This is a genomic window from Streptomyces sp. BBFR51 (assembly GCF_044591655.1).
GTDB lineage: Bacteria > Actinomycetota > Actinomycetes > Streptomycetales > Streptomycetaceae > Streptomyces.
On record NZ_CP172448.1, the window covers coordinates 7,724,989 to 7,744,816 of the forward strand.

Sequence of the window (19,828 nt, forward strand, 5' to 3'; positions counted from 1 at the left end):
GGGTCGGCACACTCGTCCCACCCAAGACCCTCGTGCCGCTCCGCACAAGGGTGCATATCAGGACGTTCCAGCTCGGTAATCTCCGCGACCCGCCCGTTTCCGGGGGCTTTCCCCGTCGTTCGCCGGTCGGGAAACTCCGTTGCACCGCATCACCAGCATCACCCAGGATTCCCGCATGAGCACGACGGGGGAGAGCGCGCGCCTGCGGGGCATCGCACAGCAGACGGAACAGATCGTGACGGCCGGGCTCTACCGCACGCCCGACGGCCACGAGGTGCCGGTCGGGGCGGCGATCGAGGCGGCACGGGACGGTACGCGGACGTACGGGCCGGAGCCCGTCGGCGTGGCCCCCCGCGCACCGGCGCGAACGGTCTTCGAGGTGACCGGCGAGAGCAGCCTGGAGGCCGCCCGGCGCCTCGGCGGCGAGGTCGCCGTCCTGAACTTCGCCTCCGCCCGCAACCCCGGCGGCGGCTACCTCAACGGCGCCCAGGCCCAGGAGGAGGCCCTGTGCCGGGCCTCGGCCCTGTACACCTGCCTGCTGCGGGCGCGCGAGTTCTACGACCACCACCGCGCCCACCGCGACCCGTTCTACACGGACCGCGTCATCCACTCACCCGCCGTGCCCGTCTTCCGCGACGACCGAGGCCGCCTGCTGGACGAGCCGTACCCGGCCGGATTCCTCACCTCCGCCGCGCCGAACGCCGGGGTGGTGCTGCGCACGGCCCCGGAGCGCGCCGCCGAACTGCCCGCCGCCCTTGCCGTGCGCGCCGAGCGGGTGCTGGAGACGGCCGCGGCGCACGGATACCGGCGGCTGGTGCTCGGCGCCTGGGGCTGCGGGGTGTTCCGCAACGACCCGGCCCAGGTGGCGGGCGCGTTCCGGACGCTGCTCGGGCCCGGCGGACGGTTCGCCGACGCCTTCGACCGCGTGGCGTTCGGCATCCTGGACCGCACCCCGGGCGGCACCGTCCGGGCGGCGTTCGACCGCGCCTTCCCCAAGGGCGCGGGCCGTCCCGGTCAGCTCCAGCCGTAGCGCTCCCGCAGCCGCTGCCGTACGAGGTTGAAGCGCATCCGGTCCAGGGCGCACGCCTCGCGCCGCATACCCGCGTCGTGCAGCCGCAGCACCCGGTCCACGTCGACCCAGGAGTCGCGCCCGGAGCGGTCCCAGGGCCCGCTCCCGATCGGCACCCACTCGCGGTCGCCGTCGTGCCGTTTGCTGGACAACTGCACGGCCAGCACCGTCCCGGCCGCCTCCCGGGCGACGACGAGCACGGGCCGGTCCTTGCCCCGGCCGTCCGCCTCCTCATAGGGCACCCACGTCCAGACGATCTCGCCGGGATCGGGGTCTCCGTCGTGCGCGGGGGAGTACTCCGTACGCACCCGGCCCACCTTCCGGGGGTCGGCCTCGGTGGTCGCGGAGGGACCGTAACGTCCGGGGACGGTCTCGCCGTTGCTGTCGATGTCGTCGGTAAAGGCGCTCACGGCCGTACCGTACGGGACGGTTCCGCGCGGACGTGCGGTGACCCGTGTCGGGAAGGCCACGGCCCCACCGCGTCGGTCGGCGCCGGCCGCGATCGGGTGGCAGGCTGATCACCGGGCCCCCGCCCCTGTCCGGGGGCGCGTGCCACCGACCGCACGAGTCAGAAGGCGACGTCATGACCGACCAGCTCACCGTGAGCGTCCTGGGCACCGGCATCATGGGTGCCGCGATGGCCCGCAACCTCACCCGCGCCGGACACACCGTCCGCGCCTGGAACCGCAGCCGGGACAAGGCCGAGCCGCTGGCCGCCGAAGGCGCGCACGTCGCCGACAGCCCGGAGGAGGCCGTACGGGGCGCCGACGTCGTCCTGACCATGCTGTACGACGGCCCGGCCGCCCTCGACGTCATGCGGCGGGCCGCGCCCGGCCTTAGCCCCGGAGCCGTGTGGGCGCAGTCCACCACCGCGGGCGTCGACGCGGTCGCCGACCTGGCCGCCTTCGCCCACGAACACGGCCTCGTCTTCTTCGACGCCCCGGTCCTCGGCACCCGTCAGCCCGCCGAGGCCGGCCAACTGCTGGTGCTGGCCGCCGGTCCCACCGACGCGCGGCCCACGGTGGCGCCGGTGTTCGACGCCGTCGGCTCCCGCACCGTGTGGACCGGCGTGGACGGCGCGGCCGGCAGCGCGACCCGGCTCAAGCTGGTGGCCAACAGCTGGGTCCTCGCCGCCACCAACGCGGTCGGCGAGGTCCTGGCGCTCGCCAAGGCGCTGGGCGTGGACCCGGACAACTTCTTCGACGCCATCGCCGGCGGTCCGCTCGACATGGGCTATCTGCGCGCCAAGGCCGCGATGATCCGCGACGGCGCGCTGACACCGGCCCAGTTCGCCGTCACGACCGCCGAGAAGGACGCCCGGCTGATCGTCGAGGCCGGCGAGGCGAACGGCGTCCGTCTCGACGTCGCCGCGGCCGGCGCGGAACGCCTGGCCCGGGCCGCCGCCCAGGGGCACGGCGACGAGGACATGGCGGCGGCCTACTTCGCCAGTTTCGTGGAGAAGGCGAGCGACTGAGCCCGCCCGGGGTACCAGGTGCACCGGACCCGACCGAATCCAACCCGACCGAATCCAACCAACCGAATCCAACCGACCGAATCCAGAGGAGTCCGCATGTCCAAGCCGCCGCTGCCGTCCGAGGCCGTCGAACTGCTGCGCCGCCCCAACCCGTGCGTCATGGCCACCCTCCGCTCGGACGGCGCCCCCGTCTCCACGCCCACCTGGTACGGGTGGGACGACGACGGTCGCGTGCTGGTCAACCTCGACGCGGGCCGCGTACGCCTGGGACACCTGCGTCGCGACCCGCGCGTCACCCTCACCGTCCTCGCGGCCGACGACTGGTACACGCATGTCACCCTCATCGGCCGTGTCGCCGAGATGCGCGACGACGAGGACCTCGCCGGCATCGACCGGCTCTCCCGGCACTACACGGGCAACCCGTACCCGGACCGGGTCCGTCCCCGGGTCAGCGCGTGGATCGAGGTGGAACGCTGGCACGGCTGGGGGGCGCTGAAGGACAGCTCCCAGTCCGGCTGAGGTGCGGTGCCTCGTCCCGGGCCGGAAGCCGGAACAGCTTCCCCGGCCACCAGAACCGGCGGCCCAGGTCGAGCGCGAGGGCGGGCACCAGTACGGTGCGGACCAGGAACGTGTCCAGCAGGACGCCGATCCCGACCAGGACGCCCATCTGGGCCATCGTCACCAGGGGAAGCCCGGCGAACACGGCGAAGGTGGCGGCGAGGACGACACCGGCGGAGGTGATGACACCTCCGGTGCTGGTCAACCCCGCCAGCACCCCGCGGACGTGACCGAGCCGGGCGGTCTCCTCGCGCACCCGGTGCATGAGGAAGATGTTGTAGTCGATGCCGAGGGCGACCAGGAACACGAAGCCCATCAGCGGAATCGACCAGTCGACACCCGCGAAGCCCAGAACGTGCTCGAAGAGCAGGTTCGAGGCACCCAGCGCCGCCAGGTACGACAGCACCACCGTGGCCAGGAGCAGCAGCGGCGCGACCAGGGCGCGCAACAGCCCGACCAGCACGGCCAGGACGACCAGGAGCACGATCGGGACGACCGTCCTCAGGTCGCGGCCGGCGGCCCGCTGGGTGTCCAGGGTCTGCGCGGTGGTGCCGCCGACGAGCGCGTCCGCGCCCGCCACCCCGTGCACGGCGTCCCGGAGTCCGTCGACCGTGTCCTTGGCCCGCTCGCTGTCCGGGGTGTCCTCCAGAACGACGGAGAGCTGGGTGAGCGCGCCGTCGGGCGTGCGGTCGCCCCCCGCCTCCACGCGGGCCACGCCCTCGACCTCCGCCGCGGCCCGCCGCACCGCGCCGGCGTGGTCGGTGGTGGTGACGATCTTCGCCGGGTCGGAGGCGCCCGAGGGGTAGTGGGCCGAGATCCGCTCCTGGGCGACGACGGAGTCCGGCTTGTCCTGGAACAGCTCCGCCTGGGTCAGCCCCATGGAGATGCCTGCCGCGCTGAGCGCGAGAACACCGGTGACGCCCACCGACATCAGCCACGACCAGCGGGGCCGCCGGGCGACCGCGGCACCGATACGCGACCACACGGTGCGCGACTTGCGGGCGGGCGTACCGGCCCTCGGCACGAAGGGCCAGAACACCCAGCGGCCGGTGATGACGAGGAGCGCCGGGAGCACGGTGACCATCGCCAGGAAGGCGCAGACCACACCCACGGCACCCACCAGCCCCAGCGAGCGCGAGGAGTTGATGTCGGCGAAGCCCAGACAGGCCAGGCCCGCCGCGATGGTGCCGGCCGACGCCAGCACCGCCGGGCCCGAGCGGGCCAGCGCGATCCGCATCGCCTCGTGCCGGTCGGTGCGGCGGTGCAGTTCCTCGCGGTAGCGCGCGATGAGGAGCAGCGCGTAGTCGGTGCCGACACCGAAGACGAGCACCATCAGCACGCCCGAACTCTGCGGGTCCACCGGCAGCGCGGCGTACCTGGCCAGCAGGTAGGTGCCGACCTGGGTGAGCACGGCCGCGAAGCCGACCGAGAGCAGCGGCAGCAGCCACAGGACGGGACTGCGGTAGGTGATCAGCAGCAGGACCGCCACGACGAGACCGGTGGCGAGCATCAGGGTGGCGTCCAGGCTGTCGAAGACGGCGACCTGGTCGGTGAGCGAACCCGCCGGTCCGCCGACGACGACGTCCACGCCCGGCGGCGCGTTCGCGCCCACGGACTTCCGCAGCTCGTCGATCGTGCCGGTGATGTCGTCCTCGCTGTCCAGCGGCACCACCGTCATCAGCGCCGTGCCGTCCTCGGACGGAATCGGCGGCGACACCTCCTCGCCCGCGGCGGCGTACCGGGCGAGCACGGAGCGGTCGGCGACCGCCTGGGCCTTCGCCCCCGCACCCGTGTGGACGACGACGGCGGGCATCAGCGTGTCCGTACGGAACTTCTCCAGCTCCGTGTTGACCCGCGCGGACTCCGCGCCACGCGGCAGGAAGGCGTTGGCGCTCGAGTCCTCGACGTCGCCCAGCCGGCCGGCCAGCGGGCCCAGGGCGACGGCCACGATCAGCCAGGCCGCCAGGACGAACCACTTGCCGCGCCGCCCGCCGGGCGCACGGGCCACACGCCGCAACAGCGCACGCATGAGTAATCTCCTTCATGGGGAACGCGCCCGCCGGTCGCCGACCGGCGCGGGGGCGCACGGAACCCGCACCGCGGCGCTGAGGTGTGTCGACCTGCCGCGGCGTAGGGGACGGATGTGTGTCTCGGGTGTGACATCGGGCGATGTCAGGTGTGTTCCGCCGTGGTACGGCCGGGAGTTGCAGCTCCCGGCCGTACGTCTGCGGCGGGCGTCTACTCGATCTCGCGCATCATCTTCTCCATCGAACCGACCGAGAGCCGGGTCTGGGTCAGCTCGTCGAGGGTCTGCCGCTGTTCCTCCGCCGTGCGGCGCTGCAACTCCACGGTGTCCTCCAGGAGTCGCGCGTACCGCGTGGCGAGTTCCTTGTACTGCTCCTCGCGCGCCGCCAGCATCCGGGCCCGCCAGGTCGCGGCGACCTGCCAGACGATCACGATCATCAGACCGAAGAACCCGGCCGCGCCCACGGCGCCGACCAGGACCCCCAGTTCCTCGGCTCCTGCGGCGAGACTCACCACGTCCTCGTTCACTTGGCTTCCTCTTTCGCGGTCCGGCCGGTGGTCCGGCCGGTCTCGGTGGTGTCGGTGATCGTCGCGGCCGCCTGCGCGACGACCCGCGGGGTGAGTTCGTAGAAGAACGGCGTGACGTCGTAGTACTTCATCGACTTGCCGTCCTCCCCGACCTCGAGCGTGCCGACGACCAGGCCCGCGGCCTCCAGCCGCTGCAGGTGCATGTGCAGCAACGGGCGGCCCATGCCGATCAGGCGGGCCAGCGCGCTGACGTAGTTGCGGCTCTCCACGAGCGCCGCGACGATCCGCATGCGGTGCGGATTGCCGAGCGCGGAGAGCACCTTGAGCAGCTCGTCGCCGGTCGGTGCCGGAGGCCGGACCTCGGGCATCGCGGCCCCTTTCCGTCGTACCTGTCAGAGAAGGCTGACAGGAGCCGCGGTGACCTGTCAAAGATTCCTGACACATCTCAGGGGCGGGTGGGGGACGCATCGGGGACGGATCAGGGGCGGGTCGGGGGCGTATGATCTCCGGCGCGGCATCGCGTGTCGGTCACCGTCCGGGTGAGGCATGGAGGCGCCGCGAAGATGCCCGTGGAGGCATTGACCCGTGTCTGTCGAGTTCAACCACACCATCGTTCTCTCCCGCGACCGGGAGAAGTCCGCCCGTTTCCTCGCGGCGATCCTGGGGCTCGAGGTCGGAGAGCCGGCCGGAATGTTCCTGCCCGTGACGACCGCCAACCGCGTCACCCTCGATTTCGCCACCGTCGACATCGACTTCCCCATGCAGCACTACGCGTTCCTCGTCTCCGAGGACGAGTTCGACGGGATCCTCGCCCGTCTCGTCGAGGGCGGGATCCCCATCCAGGCCGACCCGCACGGTCGCCACCCGCGCCGGATCAACCGCAACGACGGCGGTCGGGGCGTGTACTTCACCGACCCGTCCGGGCACGGCATGGAGGCCTTCACCCGCCCCTACGGCAGTGACCCGTCCTCGCCGTTGAACGGCGTCACGGAGGACGTGCCCGGGGCCCGCTGACCGGCGCCGCGGGACCGTTGTCAGACCCCCTCCGCATACTGGTGGCCTCGAAGAGCCGGATGCAGCGGATACGAGGGGGATGCCGTGCGAACGGTGTACAGGGGTGAACTGCCGGTCGCCCACGGGCGGTTCCACGTGGACAGCCGCCGGGAACCGCGCCATCCGGGGCCGTCGGAGGCCTGCGCCGGGCAGACCAACGGCCTGTGCGGCGCGGCCGTCCCGGGCTGCCTCTTCCTGGTTACGGGCCTGAGCAGCGGCAGGGTCGGACTGACCGTCGAGGTGCACCGGGCCGCGCCGCCGCTCGACGACGGCTGGGAGGACGTGGTGGAGGCCTCCTTCCGGCCGGTCTCCACCACGACGGCCGTCCTGCCCTGCGGCCGCGGCGCGCTGTGCGAGGTGGCCCTGCCGCCCGCCGACCACCGGGTGCGCTACTGCGGACGCGGCCTGGACGGCGGTGCGGGGACCGAGTCCGCCACGGCCCGGGGTGCCGGGCCGGTCGGCCAGTATCTGCTGCAGTTCTGGCCGGCCCCGCCCGCCGTGGACCTGGTCGTCCGGCAGACCTCACGCAGCGCCGCCCGCAGGCACCGGTACGCGCGCGCCCTGCGGCCGCCCGTAACCGGGGAACGGACGGAGCGGGAGCGCGCCGAGATCCGCTCCTGGGGCGGCCGGCTGCCCAGCAGACGCGTCCGGGAGGCCGGCGCCGAGGCACGCGGGCTGGTGCCGCTGGACCGGGAGCTGCTCGACGCCGTCGACGCGGCGTGCCCGGCGACGCAGCGCGCCCTCGCCCGGTGGGCCGCCCGCCGCGCCTTCACCGCGACGGGACTGGACGGCATCGACTGGATCGCGCCCGCCCTGGCCGCGCTGGATCGCGGGGAGCCGCTGCCGGCCCCGTTCGACGACCCCCGGCGGGCCTGGGACAGCTTCTTCACCGACGACCGCATCGCCCTCACCGCGCCGGACGTGCCCGACGGATGCCACGGCGATCCGCTCCGCCGGGCGCTTGCCCTGCCCGCACTGCGTGCCGCGGCCGAAGCGGATCCGCTGCGCGCGGCGCTCGGCGCCCTCTTCGCCGCCGCGGTAGCGCACGGCACCGACTACCCGGACCTGTTCGCCGAGGCCCGCCGGCACTTCCCCGACCTGCGCCGGGGCACGTCGCCGTCGCCGTAGCCCTCACCGGTCACCGGCGGGCTCCGCCCGGCTCCCCGGCGGGCGCCGCCGGGGCGGGGGCGGACGCGTGGCCGTGTCGCGGCAGCAGCAGCGGGGTCGCCAGGATGAGCGCGCCCGCGAGCGCGACCGCCGTACGCGTCCCCGTCAGGCCCGCCAGCAGGCCCCACACCGCGGTCAGGCCCGCGGTGGTCAGCTTCCCGCTGATCGTCCACGCGGACAGGGTGCGCGCGACCCGGTCCGCCGGCGTCAGTTCCAGCCGGCGGGTGGCGTACACCGGGTTGAACACCCCCACGGAGGTGATCAGCCCGAACTCGACGACCATCACCAGGACCAGTCCCGGGACACCGGGACCGACGAACGTCAGCCCGACGGGCCAGCACACCCGAAGCACCCCGCTGGTGACCAGCACCCGGTGCTCCCCGAAGCGCGCCACGAGCGGGCGGGCCAGCCGCGAGCCGATCAGCCCGCCCACGCACGGCACCGCGAACGCGAGACCGTACTGCCAGGGTGCGAAGCCCAGATCACCCAGCATGAGCACGGCGAGCAGGGGTGCCGTCGCCATGATCAGACCGTTGACCAGGACCGTGTTGAGGAACAGCGGACGCAGATCCGGCGACGCGAGCACGTACCGCCAGCCGTCCAGCAGGTCGCCCGTCCGCAGCCCGGGCGCGTCCGCGCGCCGCGGGCGCGGCTCCTTACCGCCGATCGCACGGATCCCCAGCGCCGAAAGGAGATAGCTCACCGCGTCGACCGCCACTGTCACCACCGGCCCGAAGAGTCCGATCGCCGCCCCGCCGACCGGGGGCCCGAGCATGGTCGCGGTCCAGGTCGTCGCCTCGAAGCGGCCGTTCGCGGCCAGCAGGTCCTGCGACCGCACCAGCGACTTGAGACAGGAACCGGCGGCGGCCCTGAACGTGATGTCGGCCGCGGCGACCACGACCGACACGACCAGCAGTTGGACGAAGCCGAGCCGGCCGAACGCGTACGCGAGCGGCACACTCAGCAGCACTGCGCACCGGACCAGGTCCGTCGCGACCATGACCGGCCGCTTGCGCCGGAACTCCACCCACGGCCCCAGCGGCACCGCCACCACCGCGCCCACCGCGAGACCGGCCGCCGCGAGCGCCGACACCCGTGCCGGACCGGCGTCCAGCACCATGACCGCGATCAACGGAAAGGCGTCGAAGGCGAGTCGCGTGCCGAACGTGCTGACGGCGTACGCGCCCCACAGCCATCCGAACCGCCGCCCCAGCGACCCGCCGCCCACCACGCCCGACTCCACCGCACCCGTCTCCGTCACGCCCGCCATCCAAGCGAGCCGGGGCCCCGCGGATCAAACAACCGCCCGCGCCATACGAACAACCAGCCGTTGTACGCCGGTCCACCAGTGTGCCCGTACAGCCGCGCCCGGCCTAGCGCGTCAGCAGCTTCCGCAGCGCCCCGGCGACCTCGCCCGGCGCCTCCTCCGCCATGAAGTGCCCGCAGTCGACCGTCTCGTGCCGCAGGTCCGGGGCCCAGGCCCGCCACAGCGCGGCGGCGTCGTAACCGAGGGCGGTGCCCCAGTCCTGCTGCAGGACGGTCACCGGCATCCGCAGCCGGTTGCCGCCGTCCCGGTCCGCCCGGTCGTGGTCGACGTCGACGCCGGCCGAGGCCCGGTAGTCGGCCACGATGGACGGCACCGCCTCGCGGGACGCCTTCAGATAGGCGGCGCGGACGCCGGCGGGCAGGGCCTGCGGGTCCCGGGTCCAGATGTCGAGGAAGTGACCGAAGAAGGCGTCCGGCGCGGCGCCGATCAGCTGCTCCGGCAGCCCCGGCGGCTGCGCCATCAGATACAGGTGGAAGCCCACCGCCGCCGTCGTGCCGTGCAGGACGTCCCACATGTCCAGGGTCGGCAGCACGTCCAGCGCGGCCAGGTGCGTCACCGCCTCCGGGTGGTCGAGCCCGGCGCGCACCGCGACGAGCGCGCCCCGGTCGTGCCCGGCGAGCGCGAACCGCTCGTGTCCCAGCTCCCGGGCCAGGGCGACCACGTCGGCGGCCATGGCCCGCTTGGCGTACGCGGTGCCGTCCGGGTCGGCGGGCTTGTCGCTGGCGCCGTAGCCGCGCAGGTCGGGGCAGATGACCGTGTGCTCGGCCGCGAGGTCGGCGGCGACGTGCCGCCACATCAGATGGGTCTGCGGGAAGCCGTGCAACAGCACGAGGGGGCTGCCGGTGCCGCCGACGGCCACGTGCAGGGCGATGCCGTCGGCGACCGTGACGCGGTCGTGGGTGAAGCCCGGGATGGTCGGTTCCATGGCTGTTCAGTGCCTTTCTGCTCACATCGGGTGCTCACGCGGGGACGTCTTCGAGCCTGCCGCGCGCGAATCAGCAACCGATCAGTGGACGGCCGGCCCGCGTACCGTTGGGCGCACGAGCGGTGGCGGATCGGAGCGGACGGAACATGGAAGCGGTCACGTTCGGTGTGCTCGGCGCGGTCACCGCCGCGCGCGACGCCCACGTGCTCGCCCTCAAGGGCCCCCGGCACCGCGCCGTGCTCGCCCGGCTCGTCCTGGCCCGGCGCCGGGTCGTCCCCCTCACCCGCATGGTCGAGGACCTGTGGGACACCCCGCCGCCGCGTGCCGTGGGAGCGGTGCGCACCTTCGTCGGGGACCTGCGCCGCGCCCTGGAACCCGACCGTCCGCCGCGCGCCCCGGCCCGGCTGCTGGTCACCGAGGGCCCGGGATACGCCCTGCGCGCGGCCCCGGACGCCGTGGACGCCTGGCGCTTCGAGGCGGCGGTCGCCGAGGCCGACCGGCTGCCGGCCGCACAGGCACCGGACCGGCTCCGGGCGGCCCTGGGGGAGTGGCGGGGCCCCGCCTACGCCGAGTTCGGCGGGGCGGACTGGGCCCGGGGCGAGCGCTCCCGGCTCACCGAACTGCGGCTGCGCGCCGTCGAACGCCGGGCGGAACTGCTCGTGGACCTCGGCCGCGCCGCCGAGGCGGTCCCCGACCTGGACGCACACCTCACCGAGCACCCCTGGCGCGAGGAGTCCTGGCGCCTGCTCGCCCTCGCCCTGTACCGGACCGGACGGCAGGCGGACGCCCTCGCCGTGCTGCGCCGGGCCCGCGCCCTGCTGGCCGGACACCTGGGCATCGACCCGGGGCCACGGCTGCGGCGCCTGGAGGCCGGCATCCTCGCCCAGGACCCGGACCTGGACCCGTCCGGCGAGCCCGCGGAAGCGGCGGCCCGGCTGTGGGCCCGGGCGACCGAGGCGTACGACCGCACGGTCGCCGCCGGTGCCCACGCCCGCCTGGAATCCACCGTCGGCCTGCTGCGGAGCCTCGCGGTCACCGGCGGCGGCGGTCTGGAGGCGGCCAGGGAGCACCGGATGACGGCGGTCGCGGCGGCGGAGGAGACGGGCGACGCGGAACTGACGGCGCGGGTCATCGGCGCCTACGACGTCCCCGCCAACTGGACCCGCAGCGACGATCCCGAACTGGCCCGGCGGATCGTCGCGGCGGCCGAACGCACCCTCGCCGCCCTGCCCGAGGACCCCACCACCGCCGCGGCCCGCTGCCGCCTGCTGGCCACCGTCGCCCTGGAGTCCCGGGGCGTGCGGTCCCCGCGCGGGCCGCGCGCGGCGGCCGAGGCCGAGCGGACCGCCCGCCGCCTGGACGACCCCGCGCTGCTCGCGTTCGCCCTCAACGGTGTCTTCATGCAGTCCTGCACCAGTGCCGGGCTGGCCCCGCGCCGGGACGCGATCGGCGCCGAACTCGTCGCGCTCGGCACCCGGCACGGCCTGGTCAACTACGCGGTGCTCGGCCATCTGATCCGGCTCCAGGCCCGCTCGGCCCTCGCCGACCTCACCGCAGCCGACGAGCACGCCACGGCCGTGGACCGCCTCGCCGAACGGCACGAACGGCCGCTCGTGGCCGTCTTCACCCAGTGGTACCGGGCGCTGCGCCAGGCCGCCGCGGGCAGCCCCCACGACAGCGTCGAGGCCGCCTACCGGTCGGCGGCCGCACGGCTCGACGGCGCGGGCATGCCCGGCTTGGAACGCGGACTCCTGCCCCTCGCCCTGCTCGGCCTGCGCCTGGCCCACGGCCGGCCGGCCGACGTGGACCCGGACGAGGAGTGGGGCCCGTACCGGCCCTGGGCCGAGCCGTTCGCCCTGCTGGCCGAGGGCCGTGACACCGAGGCCAGGGCCGCCCTGCGCGCCCTGCCCGAACCGCCGCCCGACCTCCTCTACGAGGCCCTGTGCTGCGCCGAGGCCGCGCTCGCCCTCGAACTCGGCGACACCCAGGCCCTTGAGCGCACGTACACACGGCTGCTGCCCGCCTCCGGTGAACTCGCGGGCGCGGGCAGCGGGTTGCTCACCTTCGGCCCGGTCGACGGCTGGCTCGCCGCGATCCGCGGGACGCTGGAGGCGTGAGCGGGGGCTCCTCGTCGGGGGCCGGCGCGGTGGGGCCGTACACCCAGTCGGTGATGCCGTAGTCGTAGTGCTGCCGGGACCGAGCCGGAGCGCGTGGGCCGCAGTGGCTTCGCCGTGAACCAGGAGCGGCTCCGAGCGGGGGCTGGTGGCGGTGGGCGTTGCCCTGCCCCTGCGCGACGAGTACGGCCGGGCGGTGGCCGGCCCTGTCGGTGTCGATGCCGCGCGTGCGCTGCGACCCGCACCGCCTGCCCTCCCTGGCCGCGACGCTCGACGCGGCGGCACGAGCAGTGGAGGCGGGACCTGGAGGCGGGACCTGGAGGCGGACCTCGCGGCGGGTTCCGCGGCGGCACGCCGACCGGGGTTGCCGCGGCCCGCGCCGGGTACCCGCCGGCCCATGAAGTGGCAGCAGGTTCAGGAGGGTCCGTCCGCGGTGTACGTGGTGGTGCTCGACCGTGGCGAGGACCCGGTCGCCGAACTCACGGCCTTCGCCCGTGACCGGTCGCTCGGAGCCTCCCAGGTGACCGCCGTGGGCGCCTTCTCCGAGGCGGTCGTCGGCTGGTTCGACCGGCAGGCCGGGGACTACCGGCACATCCCGGTTCAGGAGCAGTGCGAGGTGCTGTCCCTCATCGGGGACATCGCCGTCGCCGACGACGGACCGACCCCGCACCTGCACGCCGTACTGGGCCTGTCCGACGGCTCCACCCGCGGCGGCCACCTGCTGTCCGGCCGGGTCTGGCCGACGCTGGAGGTCGTCGTGCGGGACAGCCCGGCCGAGCTGGCCAAGACCCACCGTCCCGACATCGGCCTGGCGCTGATCGACCTGGGCTGAGCCGCTCGTCGCGGAACGGTTTACCGACCCGGGTGCGGGCTACGCGGCCCGCACGCGACCCGTACCGACAATCCGGGAGGCGCGACCATGACACGGTCTGTCCGAGACGTGATGTCACCGGCCGCGGTGGCCGTCGAGCCCATGACGACGGTGACGCGGGCGGCCCGGCTGATGCGCGAGGAGAACGTCGGCGACGTCCTGGTGACCTACGACTGCGACCTGTTCGGTGTCCTCACCGACCGCGACATCGTGCTCCGCGGCGTCGCCGACGGCCGGGACCCCGACGCCACCACGGTCGGCGCGGTGTGCACGCCCCCGCCCGTCGTCACCCTGCAACCCGACGACACCACCGAGCGCGCCGCCGAGCTGATGCGACGCCACGCCGTGCGCCGGCTCCCGGTCGTCGAGCACGGCGGCGTCCCGGTCGGCGTGGTCACCCTCGGCGACCTCGCCACCACCGACGACCCGCACTCCGCGCTCGCGGACATCAGCCGGGCCTCACCCGACCACTGAGCGGGGAGGAACCGCATGAGCGATCGACACCGCCCGCACTGGGCCACGCAACCCGCCCCGCGTGCGCGATCCGGCGCGGTCGGCCGCCGCTCCCCGCGCACCGGCACCGAACCGGTCCGCGCGCAGAGCGCGCTGCGGATGCGGCTGCTGCTCTCGGCCGTCTTCCTGCCGGTGTTCGTCGCGGGGGCCGTGTTCTTCGGCTTCTGGGCCGCCGGCACCGGCTCCGGCGAAAGCCCGGGCCGCGGCATGCTCGTGGTCGTGGCCGTCGTGTGCGCGGCGCTCGCCCTGCTGGCCGCGGCCGACCTGCTGGTGGTCGTCCGAAGGCTGCGCGCCGAACGCGGCAGCGCCGACCCGCACCCCCGCGAGCACCCCGGAACCCGATGACGCAACGACGCCCAGGAGGGGGACCGGAACCCGATCACCCGAAGAAGGGGACGGAGGAAGCGACATGGCTCCCCCGGCACGAACGCCCGCGGCGGACTCCCGGGAGGACCGCCGCGCCACCACCCGCACCGCGCGTCTGCGCAGCCGGATCCCCGAACCCGACGAGGAACCCGACCTGCTCGGCCAGTACCTGACCCAGATCGGGGCCACGCCCCTGCTGACCGCCGAGGACGAGGTGCGGCTGGCCACCCGCATCGAGGCCGGGGTCCGGGCCAGGGAGGAACTGGAGACGGCAGACACCGGTGAACCCGCCCCGGCACCCGGCCGGCGTCGCGCGCTGGAGGAGACCGTCCACGACGGCCGGGAGGCCAAGGACCACATGGTGCGGGCCAACCTGCGGCTCGTGGTGTCGATGGCGAAACGCCACGCCCACCGCGGGCTGCCTCTCCTCGACGTCATCCAGGAAGGCAACCTCGGGCTGATCCGGGCCGTGGAGAAGTTCGACCACACCAAGGGCTTCAAGTTCTCCACGTACGCCACCTGGTGGATCCGCCAGGCCATCGAACGCGGCCTGGCCACCCACGCGCGTACGGTACGGCTGCCGATCCACGTCGTCGAACAGCTCCAGAAGCTTGCCAAGGTCGAACGAAAACTCCGCGCGAGCCTCGACCGCGAGCCGACCACCGAGGAGGTCGCCGCCGAGAGCGGCATCGACGGGGACAAGGTCGTCTGGCTGCGGAGGGTCGGACGGGACGCGGTCAGCCTGGACACCCCGGTGGACGAGACCGGCGAGACCGTCGTCGGCGACCTCATCCCCGACACCGAGGTGCTGCGTGCTCCGGAGGTCGCCGAGTTCCAGGCGCTCGCGGCGGAACTGCGCGAGGCCGTCGGCACCCTCGCACCCCGCGAGGCCCTGATCCTCAGCCTGCGCTACGGCCTGCACGACGGCCGCCCGCGCACCCTGCACCAGGTCGCCCAGCACGTGGGCCTCACCCGCGAACGCGTCCGCCAGCTGGAGAAGGCCTCCCTCGCCCATCTGCGCGCCCCCGAGAACCGGGAACGCCTGCTGGACTGGGCGAGCTGAGCCCGGCCCGGGAGCTCGGCCCGATTCCGTGCGCAGCCGGGCCCCTGCCGCAGCAGTTCACTGGACCAGCCGCCAGGGCAGACCGCGCGGTCCGCGCCCGTGCCGGACGGTCAGCGCGCGCACCCCGGCGGCCCCGGGCCGGGTTGCCGTCGCCGTTCCCCGCAAACACCCTGACCGAGAACCCGTACGTGGTCCCGTTCCCCACGCCCGCACCCGAGGAGCACCGGTGGACGTCTCTCTCAGCACCTGGCTGCTGACCGTCGCGGGCCTGTGCGTCCTCGTCGCCGCCGACTTCTTCATCGGGCGCAAGCCGCACGACGTGTCCGTCAGGGAGGCCGGGATCTGGACGGCCGTCTGGGTGGTCCTGGCCTGCCTGTTCGGCGTCGGACTGCTCGTGGTCGGCGGCGGCGGGCCCGGCGGCGAGTTCTTCGCCGGCTACATCACCGAGAAGTCGCTCAGCGTCGACAACCTGTTCGTCTTCGTGCTGATCATGGCGAAGTTCGCGGTGCCCTCGCAGTACCAGCAGCGGGTGCTGATGGTGGGCGTCCTGATCGCCCTGGTGCTGCGCGCCGCGTTCATCGCGGCAGGCGCGGCGATCATCTCCGCCTTCTCCTGGGTGTTCTACATCTTCGGCGCCTTCCTGATCTGGACCGCCTGGAAACTGATCCAGGACGCCCGCAAGGACGAGCACGACAAGGAGTTCGAGGAGAACAAGCTGCTGAAGTCGATCGAGCGCCGCTTCGGCGTCGCCGACCGGTACCACGGCACCAAGCTGTGGGTCGAGCAGAACGGCAAGCGCGTCATGACCCCGATGCTGGTCGTGATGCTCGCCATCGGGTTCACCGACATCCTGTTCGCCCTGGACTCCATCCCCGCCATCTACGGGCTGACCCAGGACCCGTACATCGTGTTCACGGCCAACGCGTTCGCCCTGATGGGCCTGCGGCAGCTGTACTTCCTCATCGGCGGCCTGCTGAGGAAGCTGGTCCACCTCTCGTACGGCCTGTCGGTCATCCTGGGCTTCATCGGCGTCAAGCTGGTGCTGCACGCCCTGCACGAGTCCGGCGTGCACGTGCCGGAGATCGGCATCCCGTTCTCGCTCGGCTTCATCGTGCTGGTCCTCGCCGTCACCACGGCGACGAGCCTGTGGGCCGCGAGGCGGCAGGAGAGGGCGTGAGGCCGTTCGGCGCTGCGGCGGTGCGGTCCACTCCGCCAGCTACTCCACCAGCTCCTGGGTGCCCAGCACCGTCAGCAGGGCGAGCCGTTCGGCGTCGGCGGTGTCCGGTTCGGCCGTGTAGACCATGATCCGCAGATCGCTGCCGGCCACGCCGAGCACGTCGCAGTCCAGGGTGACGGGCCCGACCCGGGGATGGTCGATGGTCTTGCGGGCCGCCTCGTGCCGGGCGACCGCGTCGGTCTCCCACAGCTCGGCGAACCGCTCGCTGCGGGCGCGCAGCTCCGCGACCAGCCGGCCGAGCCGGCGGTCGGCGGGATAGCGGGCGGCACTCGTGCGCAGGTCCGAGACGAGCGCCGCCTCGAAGGCGCGGCGCTCCTGCGGCGTGTACCGGGCCCGGCTGCCCGGGCCGACGAAGTTGCGCCACACGCCGTTGCGTTCCGGTCCGTGCCACTCGGAGGGGTCGCCCATCAGCGCCGCGTAGGGCGGGTTGGCGAGCAGCAGCGTCCAGGTCGCGTCGTACACGGCCACCGGAGTGCCGGCCAGCCGGTCGAGCAGCCGGTGGACGCTCGGCGGTATGTACGCGGGAACCGCCTCGGGACCCGGCGGCACCAGTGCGGCCAGCCGGAACAGATGCGCGCGCTCCTCGGCCGGCAGTCGCAGCGCCCGTACGAGAGCCTCGACGACCTGCGCCGACGGATTGGCCGCCCGGCCCTGTTCGAGCCGGGTGACGTAGTCGACGGAGATGCCGGCCAGCTGCGCCAGCTCCTCGCGCCGCAGCCCGGCCGCCCGCCGGTGACCGCCCGCGGGCAGCCCGGCCGCCTCGGGGGAGACCCGGTCCCTGCGCAGCCGCAACGCCCGCCCGAACTCCGTAGCCGTCATACCCCCAGTGAACACCGCGGGCGTCCGGGCTTCCTGGTACCCGTGGTCCCAGGAAGCCGGGACGCCTGGCTGCCCCGGCGGCCACGCCGCAGGCTGGGCTCCATGACGAACACACTGATCACCGGAGCCAACAAGGGCCTCGGCTTCGAGACGGCCCGCCGCCTCGTCGCCGCCGGCCACACCGTCTACGCCGCCGCCCGCGACCCCGAGCGCGGCCGCCGCGCCGCCGAGGAACTGGGCGCACGGCCCCTCGTCCTGGACGTCACCGACGACGCGTCGGTGGCCGCCGCCGTGAAGACCGTGGCGGCCGACGGCGGCCTCGACGTGCTGGTCAACAACGCCGGCATCGAGCAGCGCGGCGAGCACAACACCGTGACCGGCGCGGACGACACCACCGCCGACCTGCTGCGCACCGTCTTCGAGACAAACGTCTTCGGTCTGGTGCGGGTGACCCACGCGTTCCTGCCGCTGCTGCACGGCTCCGCCGCGCCGGTCGTGGTCAACGTGAGCAGCGGCCTGGCCTCGCTGACCGGACTCACCTCGCCGCAGAGCCCGGGCTACGGCTACCCGGGCCTGGCCTACCCGGCGTCGAAGACCGCGGTCAACGCGCTGACCGTGCAGTACGCGAAGGCGTTCCCCGGGATGCGGATCAACGCCGTCGAGCCGGGCTTCACCGCGACCGACCTGAACGGCAACACCGGTACGCAGACCGTGGCCCAGGGCGCCGAGGTCATCGTCCGGATGGCCCGGCTGGGCCCGGACGGACCCACCGGGGGCTACTTCGACGCGGCGGGCCCGCTGCCCTGGTAGTCGCCGTAGTCGGCGGTAGTCGCTCAGCAGCCGGCCGGTGTGGGCCTGCCGCGCGAGACCACGCGGGTGCCGTGGCCGTCGACGACACGGGCCTGCAGCGAACCGCAGGCGCACCGGGTCCACAGGGTGCCGCCCGCCCCGGTGGGGTGTGCGGACAGCACCTGGAAGGGCTCGGCACCGTCGGGCCACCCGCAGTGCGGGCAGACGAGACCGGTCGTGCTGGGCATGGCGACTCCTCGTGCGTCAGTGGTACGTCGGGATGCTGGTGTGGGCTTTCGGTCCCACCGTGGCGCCACTGACAGGGTGCGGCCACGGATCCGTTCACGTCCAGGTTGACTTTACGGACTCCACCGTGAACCGTGCACTTCATGATTGATCTGCGCAGGCTGCACGTACTTCGGGCCGTCTCCCACTACGGCACGGTCACCGCGGCGGCCCGCGCCCTGCATTTCACCACCTCGGCCGCCTCCCAGCAGATCCGGCAGCTCGCCCGGGACCTGGGCGTCGACCTGCTGGAGCCGCAGGGGCGCGGGGTGCGGCTCACGCCGGCCGCGGAGAGCCTGCTCGAACACGCCGACGCGATCGAGGCCCGCTGGGACGAGGCCGAACAGGATCTGCGGGCGGGGGAGGGGGTCCCGGCCGGACCGCTGCGGGTGACGGGGTTCCCGGTGGCCGTCTCCGTCCTGCTGGCCCCGATGGCGGCGCGGCTGCGCGAGCGGCACCCCCGGCTGTCGGTGCGGATCCGGGAGGTCGAGGTGGCGGAGAGCTTCGACCTGCTCTTCGAGGGGCAGAGCGATCTGGCGGTGGTGGAGGCGACTCCGGTCAGCCCGCCTTCGGCCGACACGCGCTTCGAACAGCGGCCGCTCCTGGACGAGCCGTTCGACCTGGTCGTTCCCGTGGATCATCCGCTGGCCGGACGGGAGGAGGCCGACCTCGCCGACGTGGCCCACGAGGCCTGGATCGCGCCGCTGCCGCAGAGTCCCTGCCGGACGCACATGGTGGCGGCCTGCGGTGCCGCCGGGTTCACCCCGGACGTGGTCCATCTCGCGGTGGAGTGGAACGTCACCGCCCATCTGGTCGCCCACGGGCTCGGTGTCGCGCTGGTGCCCCGGCTCGCCCGGCTCACCCCCGAGCTGCCGATCGTCCGCGTGCCGTGCGTCGGCCGGCCGCACCGCAAACTGCTGACCTGCACGCGCAGCGGTGGACACGGTCGCGCGGCGGTCGCGGCCGCGCTGGAGGAGCTGCGCACGCTGGCCGCGGCGGCGGTGGCCTGACACACCGCGGGACCGGAGCTCGGCCGAGCTCCGGTCCCGTACGACGTGCTCTCGCGCCGGTCAGGCGGCGACGGACTCGTCCGCGTGACCGTGCAGCCGCGCGACGACCTCGGTCAGCTGCGCGGCGACCTCGGCGTCGTCCGCCGGGTGGGTCTCGGCGAAGCGGGTCACCGAACCGGGGATGGACAGCTTGAGGTCCTCGATCACCTTGCCGCCGGCGATGCCCACGGCCTTGCGGGCCTCGTCCTGCGCCCACACGCCGCCGTACTGGCCGAAGGCGGTGCCGACCACGGCCACCGGCTTGCCGGTGAAGGCGCCCTGGCCGTAGGGGCGGGACAGCCAGTCGATGGCGTTCTTCAGGACGGCCGGGATGGTGCCGTTGTACTCGGGCGAGAAGAGCAGGAAGGCCTGGGCGCCCTGGGCGGCCTCGCGCAGCTTCGCGGCGGCGGCCGGGACGTTGCCCTCGACGTCGATGTCCTCGTTGTAGAAGGGGATCTCGGCGAGCCCCTCGAACAGCTGCACATCCGCGCCCTCCGGCGCGAACTTGACGGCCGCCTCGGCGAGCTGGCGGTTGTGCGAACCGGCGCGAAGGCTGCCGACGAGCGCGAGGATGCGGACAGACATGAGTACTCCCA

Annotated in this window: 22 protein-coding genes; 13 read left to right on the forward strand and 9 right to left on the reverse strand. The window is 73.8% G+C overall.

The window, feature by feature from the left end:
* Window positions 1-175 precede the first annotated feature (175 nt).
* Window positions 176-1,030 (forward strand): TIGR02452 family protein, encoded by an 855-nt coding sequence (locus tag ACGH7X_RS35010; RefSeq protein ID WP_399893235.1) that lies wholly within the window; start codon window positions 176-178, stop codon window positions 1,028-1,030.
* On the opposite strand, the gene ACGH7X_RS35015 is transcribed toward ACGH7X_RS35010, so the two are convergent.
* Entirely contained in the window at window positions 1,015-1,479 is a 465-nt protein-coding gene (locus tag ACGH7X_RS35015) for a type II toxin-antitoxin system PemK/MazF family toxin (RefSeq protein ID WP_399893238.1), read from the reverse strand. The two genes, ACGH7X_RS35010 and ACGH7X_RS35015, sit on opposite strands and share 16 nt — an antisense overlap.
* 173 nt (window positions 1,480-1,652) lie before the next feature.
* On the opposite strand from ACGH7X_RS35015, the gene ACGH7X_RS35020 reads away from it, so the two are divergent.
* Both ACGH7X_RS35020 and ACGH7X_RS35025 read left to right on the forward strand, forming a co-directional pair.
* Window positions 1,653-2,543: an NAD(P)-dependent oxidoreductase gene (locus tag ACGH7X_RS35020; protein WP_399893241.1), complete on the forward strand. Its 891-nt coding sequence runs from the start codon at window positions 1,653-1,655 to the stop codon at window positions 2,541-2,543.
* Between the two features lie 96 nt (window positions 2,544-2,639).
* Window positions 2,640-3,062: a PPOX class F420-dependent oxidoreductase gene (locus ACGH7X_RS35025; RefSeq protein WP_399893244.1), complete on the forward strand. Its 423-nt coding sequence runs from the start codon at window positions 2,640-2,642 to the stop codon at window positions 3,060-3,062.
* Here the strand turns inward: ACGH7X_RS35025 and ACGH7X_RS35030 are convergent.
* The 3 genes from ACGH7X_RS35030 to ACGH7X_RS35040 all read right to left on the reverse strand — a co-directional run bounded on the left by ACGH7X_RS35030 (window position 2,992) and on the right by ACGH7X_RS35040 (window position 6,022).
* Entirely contained in the window at window positions 2,992-5,130 is a 2,139-nt protein-coding gene (locus ACGH7X_RS35030) for an MMPL family transporter (protein WP_399893247.1), read from the reverse strand. The genes ACGH7X_RS35025 and ACGH7X_RS35030 overlap by 71 nt on opposite strands.
* A gap of 209 nt (window positions 5,131-5,339) precedes the next feature.
* On the reverse strand, window positions 5,340-5,654 hold the full coding sequence (locus tag ACGH7X_RS35035; protein ID WP_399893250.1) for a hypothetical protein: 315 nt from the start codon (window positions 5,652-5,654) through the stop codon (window positions 5,340-5,342).
* Window positions 5,651-6,022, reverse strand: a complete 372-nt coding sequence (locus tag ACGH7X_RS35040; protein WP_399893253.1) for an ArsR/SmtB family transcription factor — start codon at window positions 6,020-6,022, stop codon at window positions 5,651-5,653. Before ACGH7X_RS35040 ends, ACGH7X_RS35035 begins: the two co-directional genes overlap by 4 nt.
* Before the next feature lie 217 nt (window positions 6,023-6,239).
* Between ACGH7X_RS35040 and ACGH7X_RS35045 the strand changes: the two genes are divergently transcribed.
* On the forward strand, window positions 6,240-6,668 hold the full coding sequence (locus tag ACGH7X_RS35045) for a VOC family protein (protein ID WP_399893255.1): 429 nt from the start codon (window positions 6,240-6,242) through the stop codon (window positions 6,666-6,668).
* A gap of 84 nt (window positions 6,669-6,752) precedes the next feature.
* Window positions 6,753-7,835 carry a hypothetical protein gene (locus tag ACGH7X_RS35050; protein ID WP_399893258.1) on the forward strand — a complete coding sequence of 361 codons (1,083 nt, stop codon included), beginning with the start codon at window positions 6,753-6,755 and terminating at the stop codon, window positions 7,833-7,835.
* A gap of 10 nt (window positions 7,836-7,845) precedes the next feature.
* On the opposite strand, the gene ACGH7X_RS35055 is transcribed toward ACGH7X_RS35050, so the two are convergent.
* On the reverse strand, window positions 7,846-9,144 hold the full coding sequence (locus ACGH7X_RS35055) for an MFS transporter (protein ID WP_399893261.1): 1,299 nt from the start codon (window positions 9,142-9,144) through the stop codon (window positions 7,846-7,848).
* Between the two features lie 103 nt (window positions 9,145-9,247).
* Window positions 9,248-10,126, reverse strand: a complete 879-nt coding sequence (locus ACGH7X_RS35060) for an alpha/beta fold hydrolase (RefSeq protein ID WP_399893264.1) — start codon at window positions 10,124-10,126, stop codon at window positions 9,248-9,250.
* Between the two features lie 146 nt (window positions 10,127-10,272).
* On the opposite strand from ACGH7X_RS35060, the gene ACGH7X_RS35065 reads away from it, so the two are divergent.
* The 6 genes from ACGH7X_RS35065 (at window position 10,273) to ACGH7X_RS35090 (ending at window position 16,230) form a co-directional block, all read left to right on the forward strand.
* Window positions 10,273-12,243 carry a BTAD domain-containing putative transcriptional regulator gene (locus ACGH7X_RS35065; RefSeq protein WP_399893267.1) on the forward strand — a complete coding sequence of 657 codons (1,971 nt, stop codon included), beginning with the start codon at window positions 10,273-10,275 and terminating at the stop codon, window positions 12,241-12,243.
* 394 nt (window positions 12,244-12,637) lie between these two features.
* Window positions 12,638-13,072, forward strand: a complete 435-nt coding sequence (locus ACGH7X_RS35070) for a PPC domain-containing DNA-binding protein (RefSeq protein ID WP_399893270.1) — start codon at window positions 12,638-12,640, stop codon at window positions 13,070-13,072.
* An 87-nt stretch (window positions 13,073-13,159) separates the two neighbouring features.
* Complete coding sequence (locus ACGH7X_RS35075) at window positions 13,160-13,585, forward strand: CBS domain-containing protein (RefSeq protein ID WP_399893273.1); 426 nt, start codon at window positions 13,160-13,162, stop codon at window positions 13,583-13,585.
* Between the two features lie 15 nt (window positions 13,586-13,600).
* Window positions 13,601-13,969: a DUF6343 family protein gene (locus tag ACGH7X_RS35080; RefSeq protein ID WP_399893276.1), complete on the forward strand. Its 369-nt coding sequence runs from the start codon at window positions 13,601-13,603 to the stop codon at window positions 13,967-13,969.
* A 64-nt stretch (window positions 13,970-14,033) separates the two neighbouring features.
* On the forward strand, window positions 14,034-15,053 hold the full coding sequence (locus ACGH7X_RS35085) for an RNA polymerase sigma factor RpoD/SigA (RefSeq protein ID WP_399893279.1): 1,020 nt from the start codon (window positions 14,034-14,036) through the stop codon (window positions 15,051-15,053).
* Window positions 15,054-15,279: 226 nt separating this feature from the next.
* Entirely contained in the window at window positions 15,280-16,230 is a 951-nt protein-coding gene (locus tag ACGH7X_RS35090) for a TerC/Alx family metal homeostasis membrane protein (RefSeq protein ID WP_399893282.1), read from the forward strand.
* Window positions 16,231-16,269: 39 nt separating this feature from the next.
* On the opposite strand, the gene ACGH7X_RS35095 is transcribed toward ACGH7X_RS35090, so the two are convergent.
* Window positions 16,270-17,109 carry a helix-turn-helix transcriptional regulator gene (locus ACGH7X_RS35095; protein ID WP_399893285.1) on the reverse strand — a complete coding sequence of 280 codons (840 nt, stop codon included), beginning with the start codon at window positions 17,107-17,109 and terminating at the stop codon, window positions 16,270-16,272.
* 102 nt (window positions 17,110-17,211) lie between these two features.
* Between ACGH7X_RS35095 and ACGH7X_RS35100 the strand changes: the two genes are divergently transcribed.
* A complete protein-coding gene (locus tag ACGH7X_RS35100; protein WP_399893288.1) occupies window positions 17,212-17,919 on the forward strand; it encodes an SDR family NAD(P)-dependent oxidoreductase in 708 nt (235 codons plus the stop codon).
* A gap of 23 nt (window positions 17,920-17,942) precedes the next feature.
* On the opposite strand, the gene ACGH7X_RS35105 is transcribed toward ACGH7X_RS35100, so the two are convergent.
* On the reverse strand, window positions 17,943-18,146 hold the full coding sequence (locus ACGH7X_RS35105; protein WP_016325524.1) for a hypothetical protein: 204 nt from the start codon (window positions 18,144-18,146) through the stop codon (window positions 17,943-17,945).
* Window positions 18,147-18,287: 141 nt separating this feature from the next.
* Here ACGH7X_RS35105 and ACGH7X_RS35110 point away from each other — a divergent pair, with 141 nt between their 5' ends.
* Window positions 18,288-19,193, forward strand: coding sequence for a LysR family transcriptional regulator (locus ACGH7X_RS35110; protein WP_399893292.1), 906 nt, complete (start codon window positions 18,288-18,290; stop codon window positions 19,191-19,193).
* Between the two features lie 60 nt (window positions 19,194-19,253).
* Here ACGH7X_RS35110 and ACGH7X_RS35115 read toward each other — a convergent pair whose 3' ends face one another.
* Window positions 19,254-19,817, reverse strand: a complete 564-nt coding sequence (locus tag ACGH7X_RS35115; RefSeq protein ID WP_399893295.1) for an NAD(P)H-dependent oxidoreductase — start codon at window positions 19,815-19,817, stop codon at window positions 19,254-19,256.
* Between the last annotated feature and the right edge of the window lie 11 nt (window positions 19,818-19,828).

What these genes read in the sequence shown, in the direction of transcription:
- ACGH7X_RS35010 (WP_399893235.1), top strand. Translation starts at nt 176, where the DNA reads ATGAGCACGACGGGGGAGAGCGCGCGCCTGCGGGGCATCGCACAGCAG.
- ACGH7X_RS35020 (WP_399893241.1), top strand. Translation starts at nt 1,653, where the DNA reads ATGACCGACCAGCTCACCGTGAGCGTCCTGGGCACCGGCATCATGGGT.
- ACGH7X_RS35025 (WP_399893244.1), top strand. Translation starts at nt 2,640, where the DNA reads ATGTCCAAGCCGCCGCTGCCGTCCGAGGCCGTCGAACTGCTGCGCCGC.
- ACGH7X_RS35030 (WP_399893247.1), bottom strand. Translation starts at nt 5,130, where the DNA reads ATGCGTGCGCTGTTGCGGCGTGTGGCCCGTGCGCCCGGCGGGCGGCGC.
- ACGH7X_RS35040 (WP_399893253.1), bottom strand. Translation starts at nt 6,022, where the DNA reads ATGCCCGAGGTCCGGCCTCCGGCACCGACCGGCGACGAGCTGCTCAAG.
- ACGH7X_RS35055 (WP_399893261.1), bottom strand. Translation starts at nt 9,144, where the DNA reads ATGGCGGGCGTGACGGAGACGGGTGCGGTGGAGTCGGGCGTGGTGGGC.
- ACGH7X_RS35060 (WP_399893264.1), bottom strand. Translation starts at nt 10,126, where the DNA reads ATGGAACCGACCATCCCGGGCTTCACCCACGACCGCGTCACGGTCGCC.
- ACGH7X_RS35065 (WP_399893267.1), top strand. Translation starts at nt 10,273, where the DNA reads ATGGAAGCGGTCACGTTCGGTGTGCTCGGCGCGGTCACCGCCGCGCGC.
- ACGH7X_RS35070 (WP_399893270.1), top strand. Translation starts at nt 12,638, where the DNA reads ATGAAGTGGCAGCAGGTTCAGGAGGGTCCGTCCGCGGTGTACGTGGTG.
- ACGH7X_RS35075 (WP_399893273.1), top strand. Translation starts at nt 13,160, where the DNA reads ATGACACGGTCTGTCCGAGACGTGATGTCACCGGCCGCGGTGGCCGTC.
- ACGH7X_RS35080 (WP_399893276.1), top strand. Translation starts at nt 13,601, where the DNA reads ATGAGCGATCGACACCGCCCGCACTGGGCCACGCAACCCGCCCCGCGT.
- ACGH7X_RS35085 (WP_399893279.1), top strand. Translation starts at nt 14,034, where the DNA reads ATGGCTCCCCCGGCACGAACGCCCGCGGCGGACTCCCGGGAGGACCGC.
- ACGH7X_RS35095 (WP_399893285.1), bottom strand. Translation starts at nt 17,109, where the DNA reads ATGACGGCTACGGAGTTCGGGCGGGCGTTGCGGCTGCGCAGGGACCGG.
- ACGH7X_RS35100 (WP_399893288.1), top strand. Translation starts at nt 17,212, where the DNA reads ATGACGAACACACTGATCACCGGAGCCAACAAGGGCCTCGGCTTCGAG.
- ACGH7X_RS35105 (WP_016325524.1), bottom strand. Translation starts at nt 18,146, where the DNA reads ATGCCCAGCACGACCGGTCTCGTCTGCCCGCACTGCGGGTGGCCCGAC.
- ACGH7X_RS35110 (WP_399893292.1), top strand. Translation starts at nt 18,288, where the DNA reads ATGATTGATCTGCGCAGGCTGCACGTACTTCGGGCCGTCTCCCACTAC.
- ACGH7X_RS35115 (WP_399893295.1), bottom strand. Translation starts at nt 19,817, where the DNA reads ATGTCTGTCCGCATCCTCGCGCTCGTCGGCAGCCTTCGCGCCGGTTCG.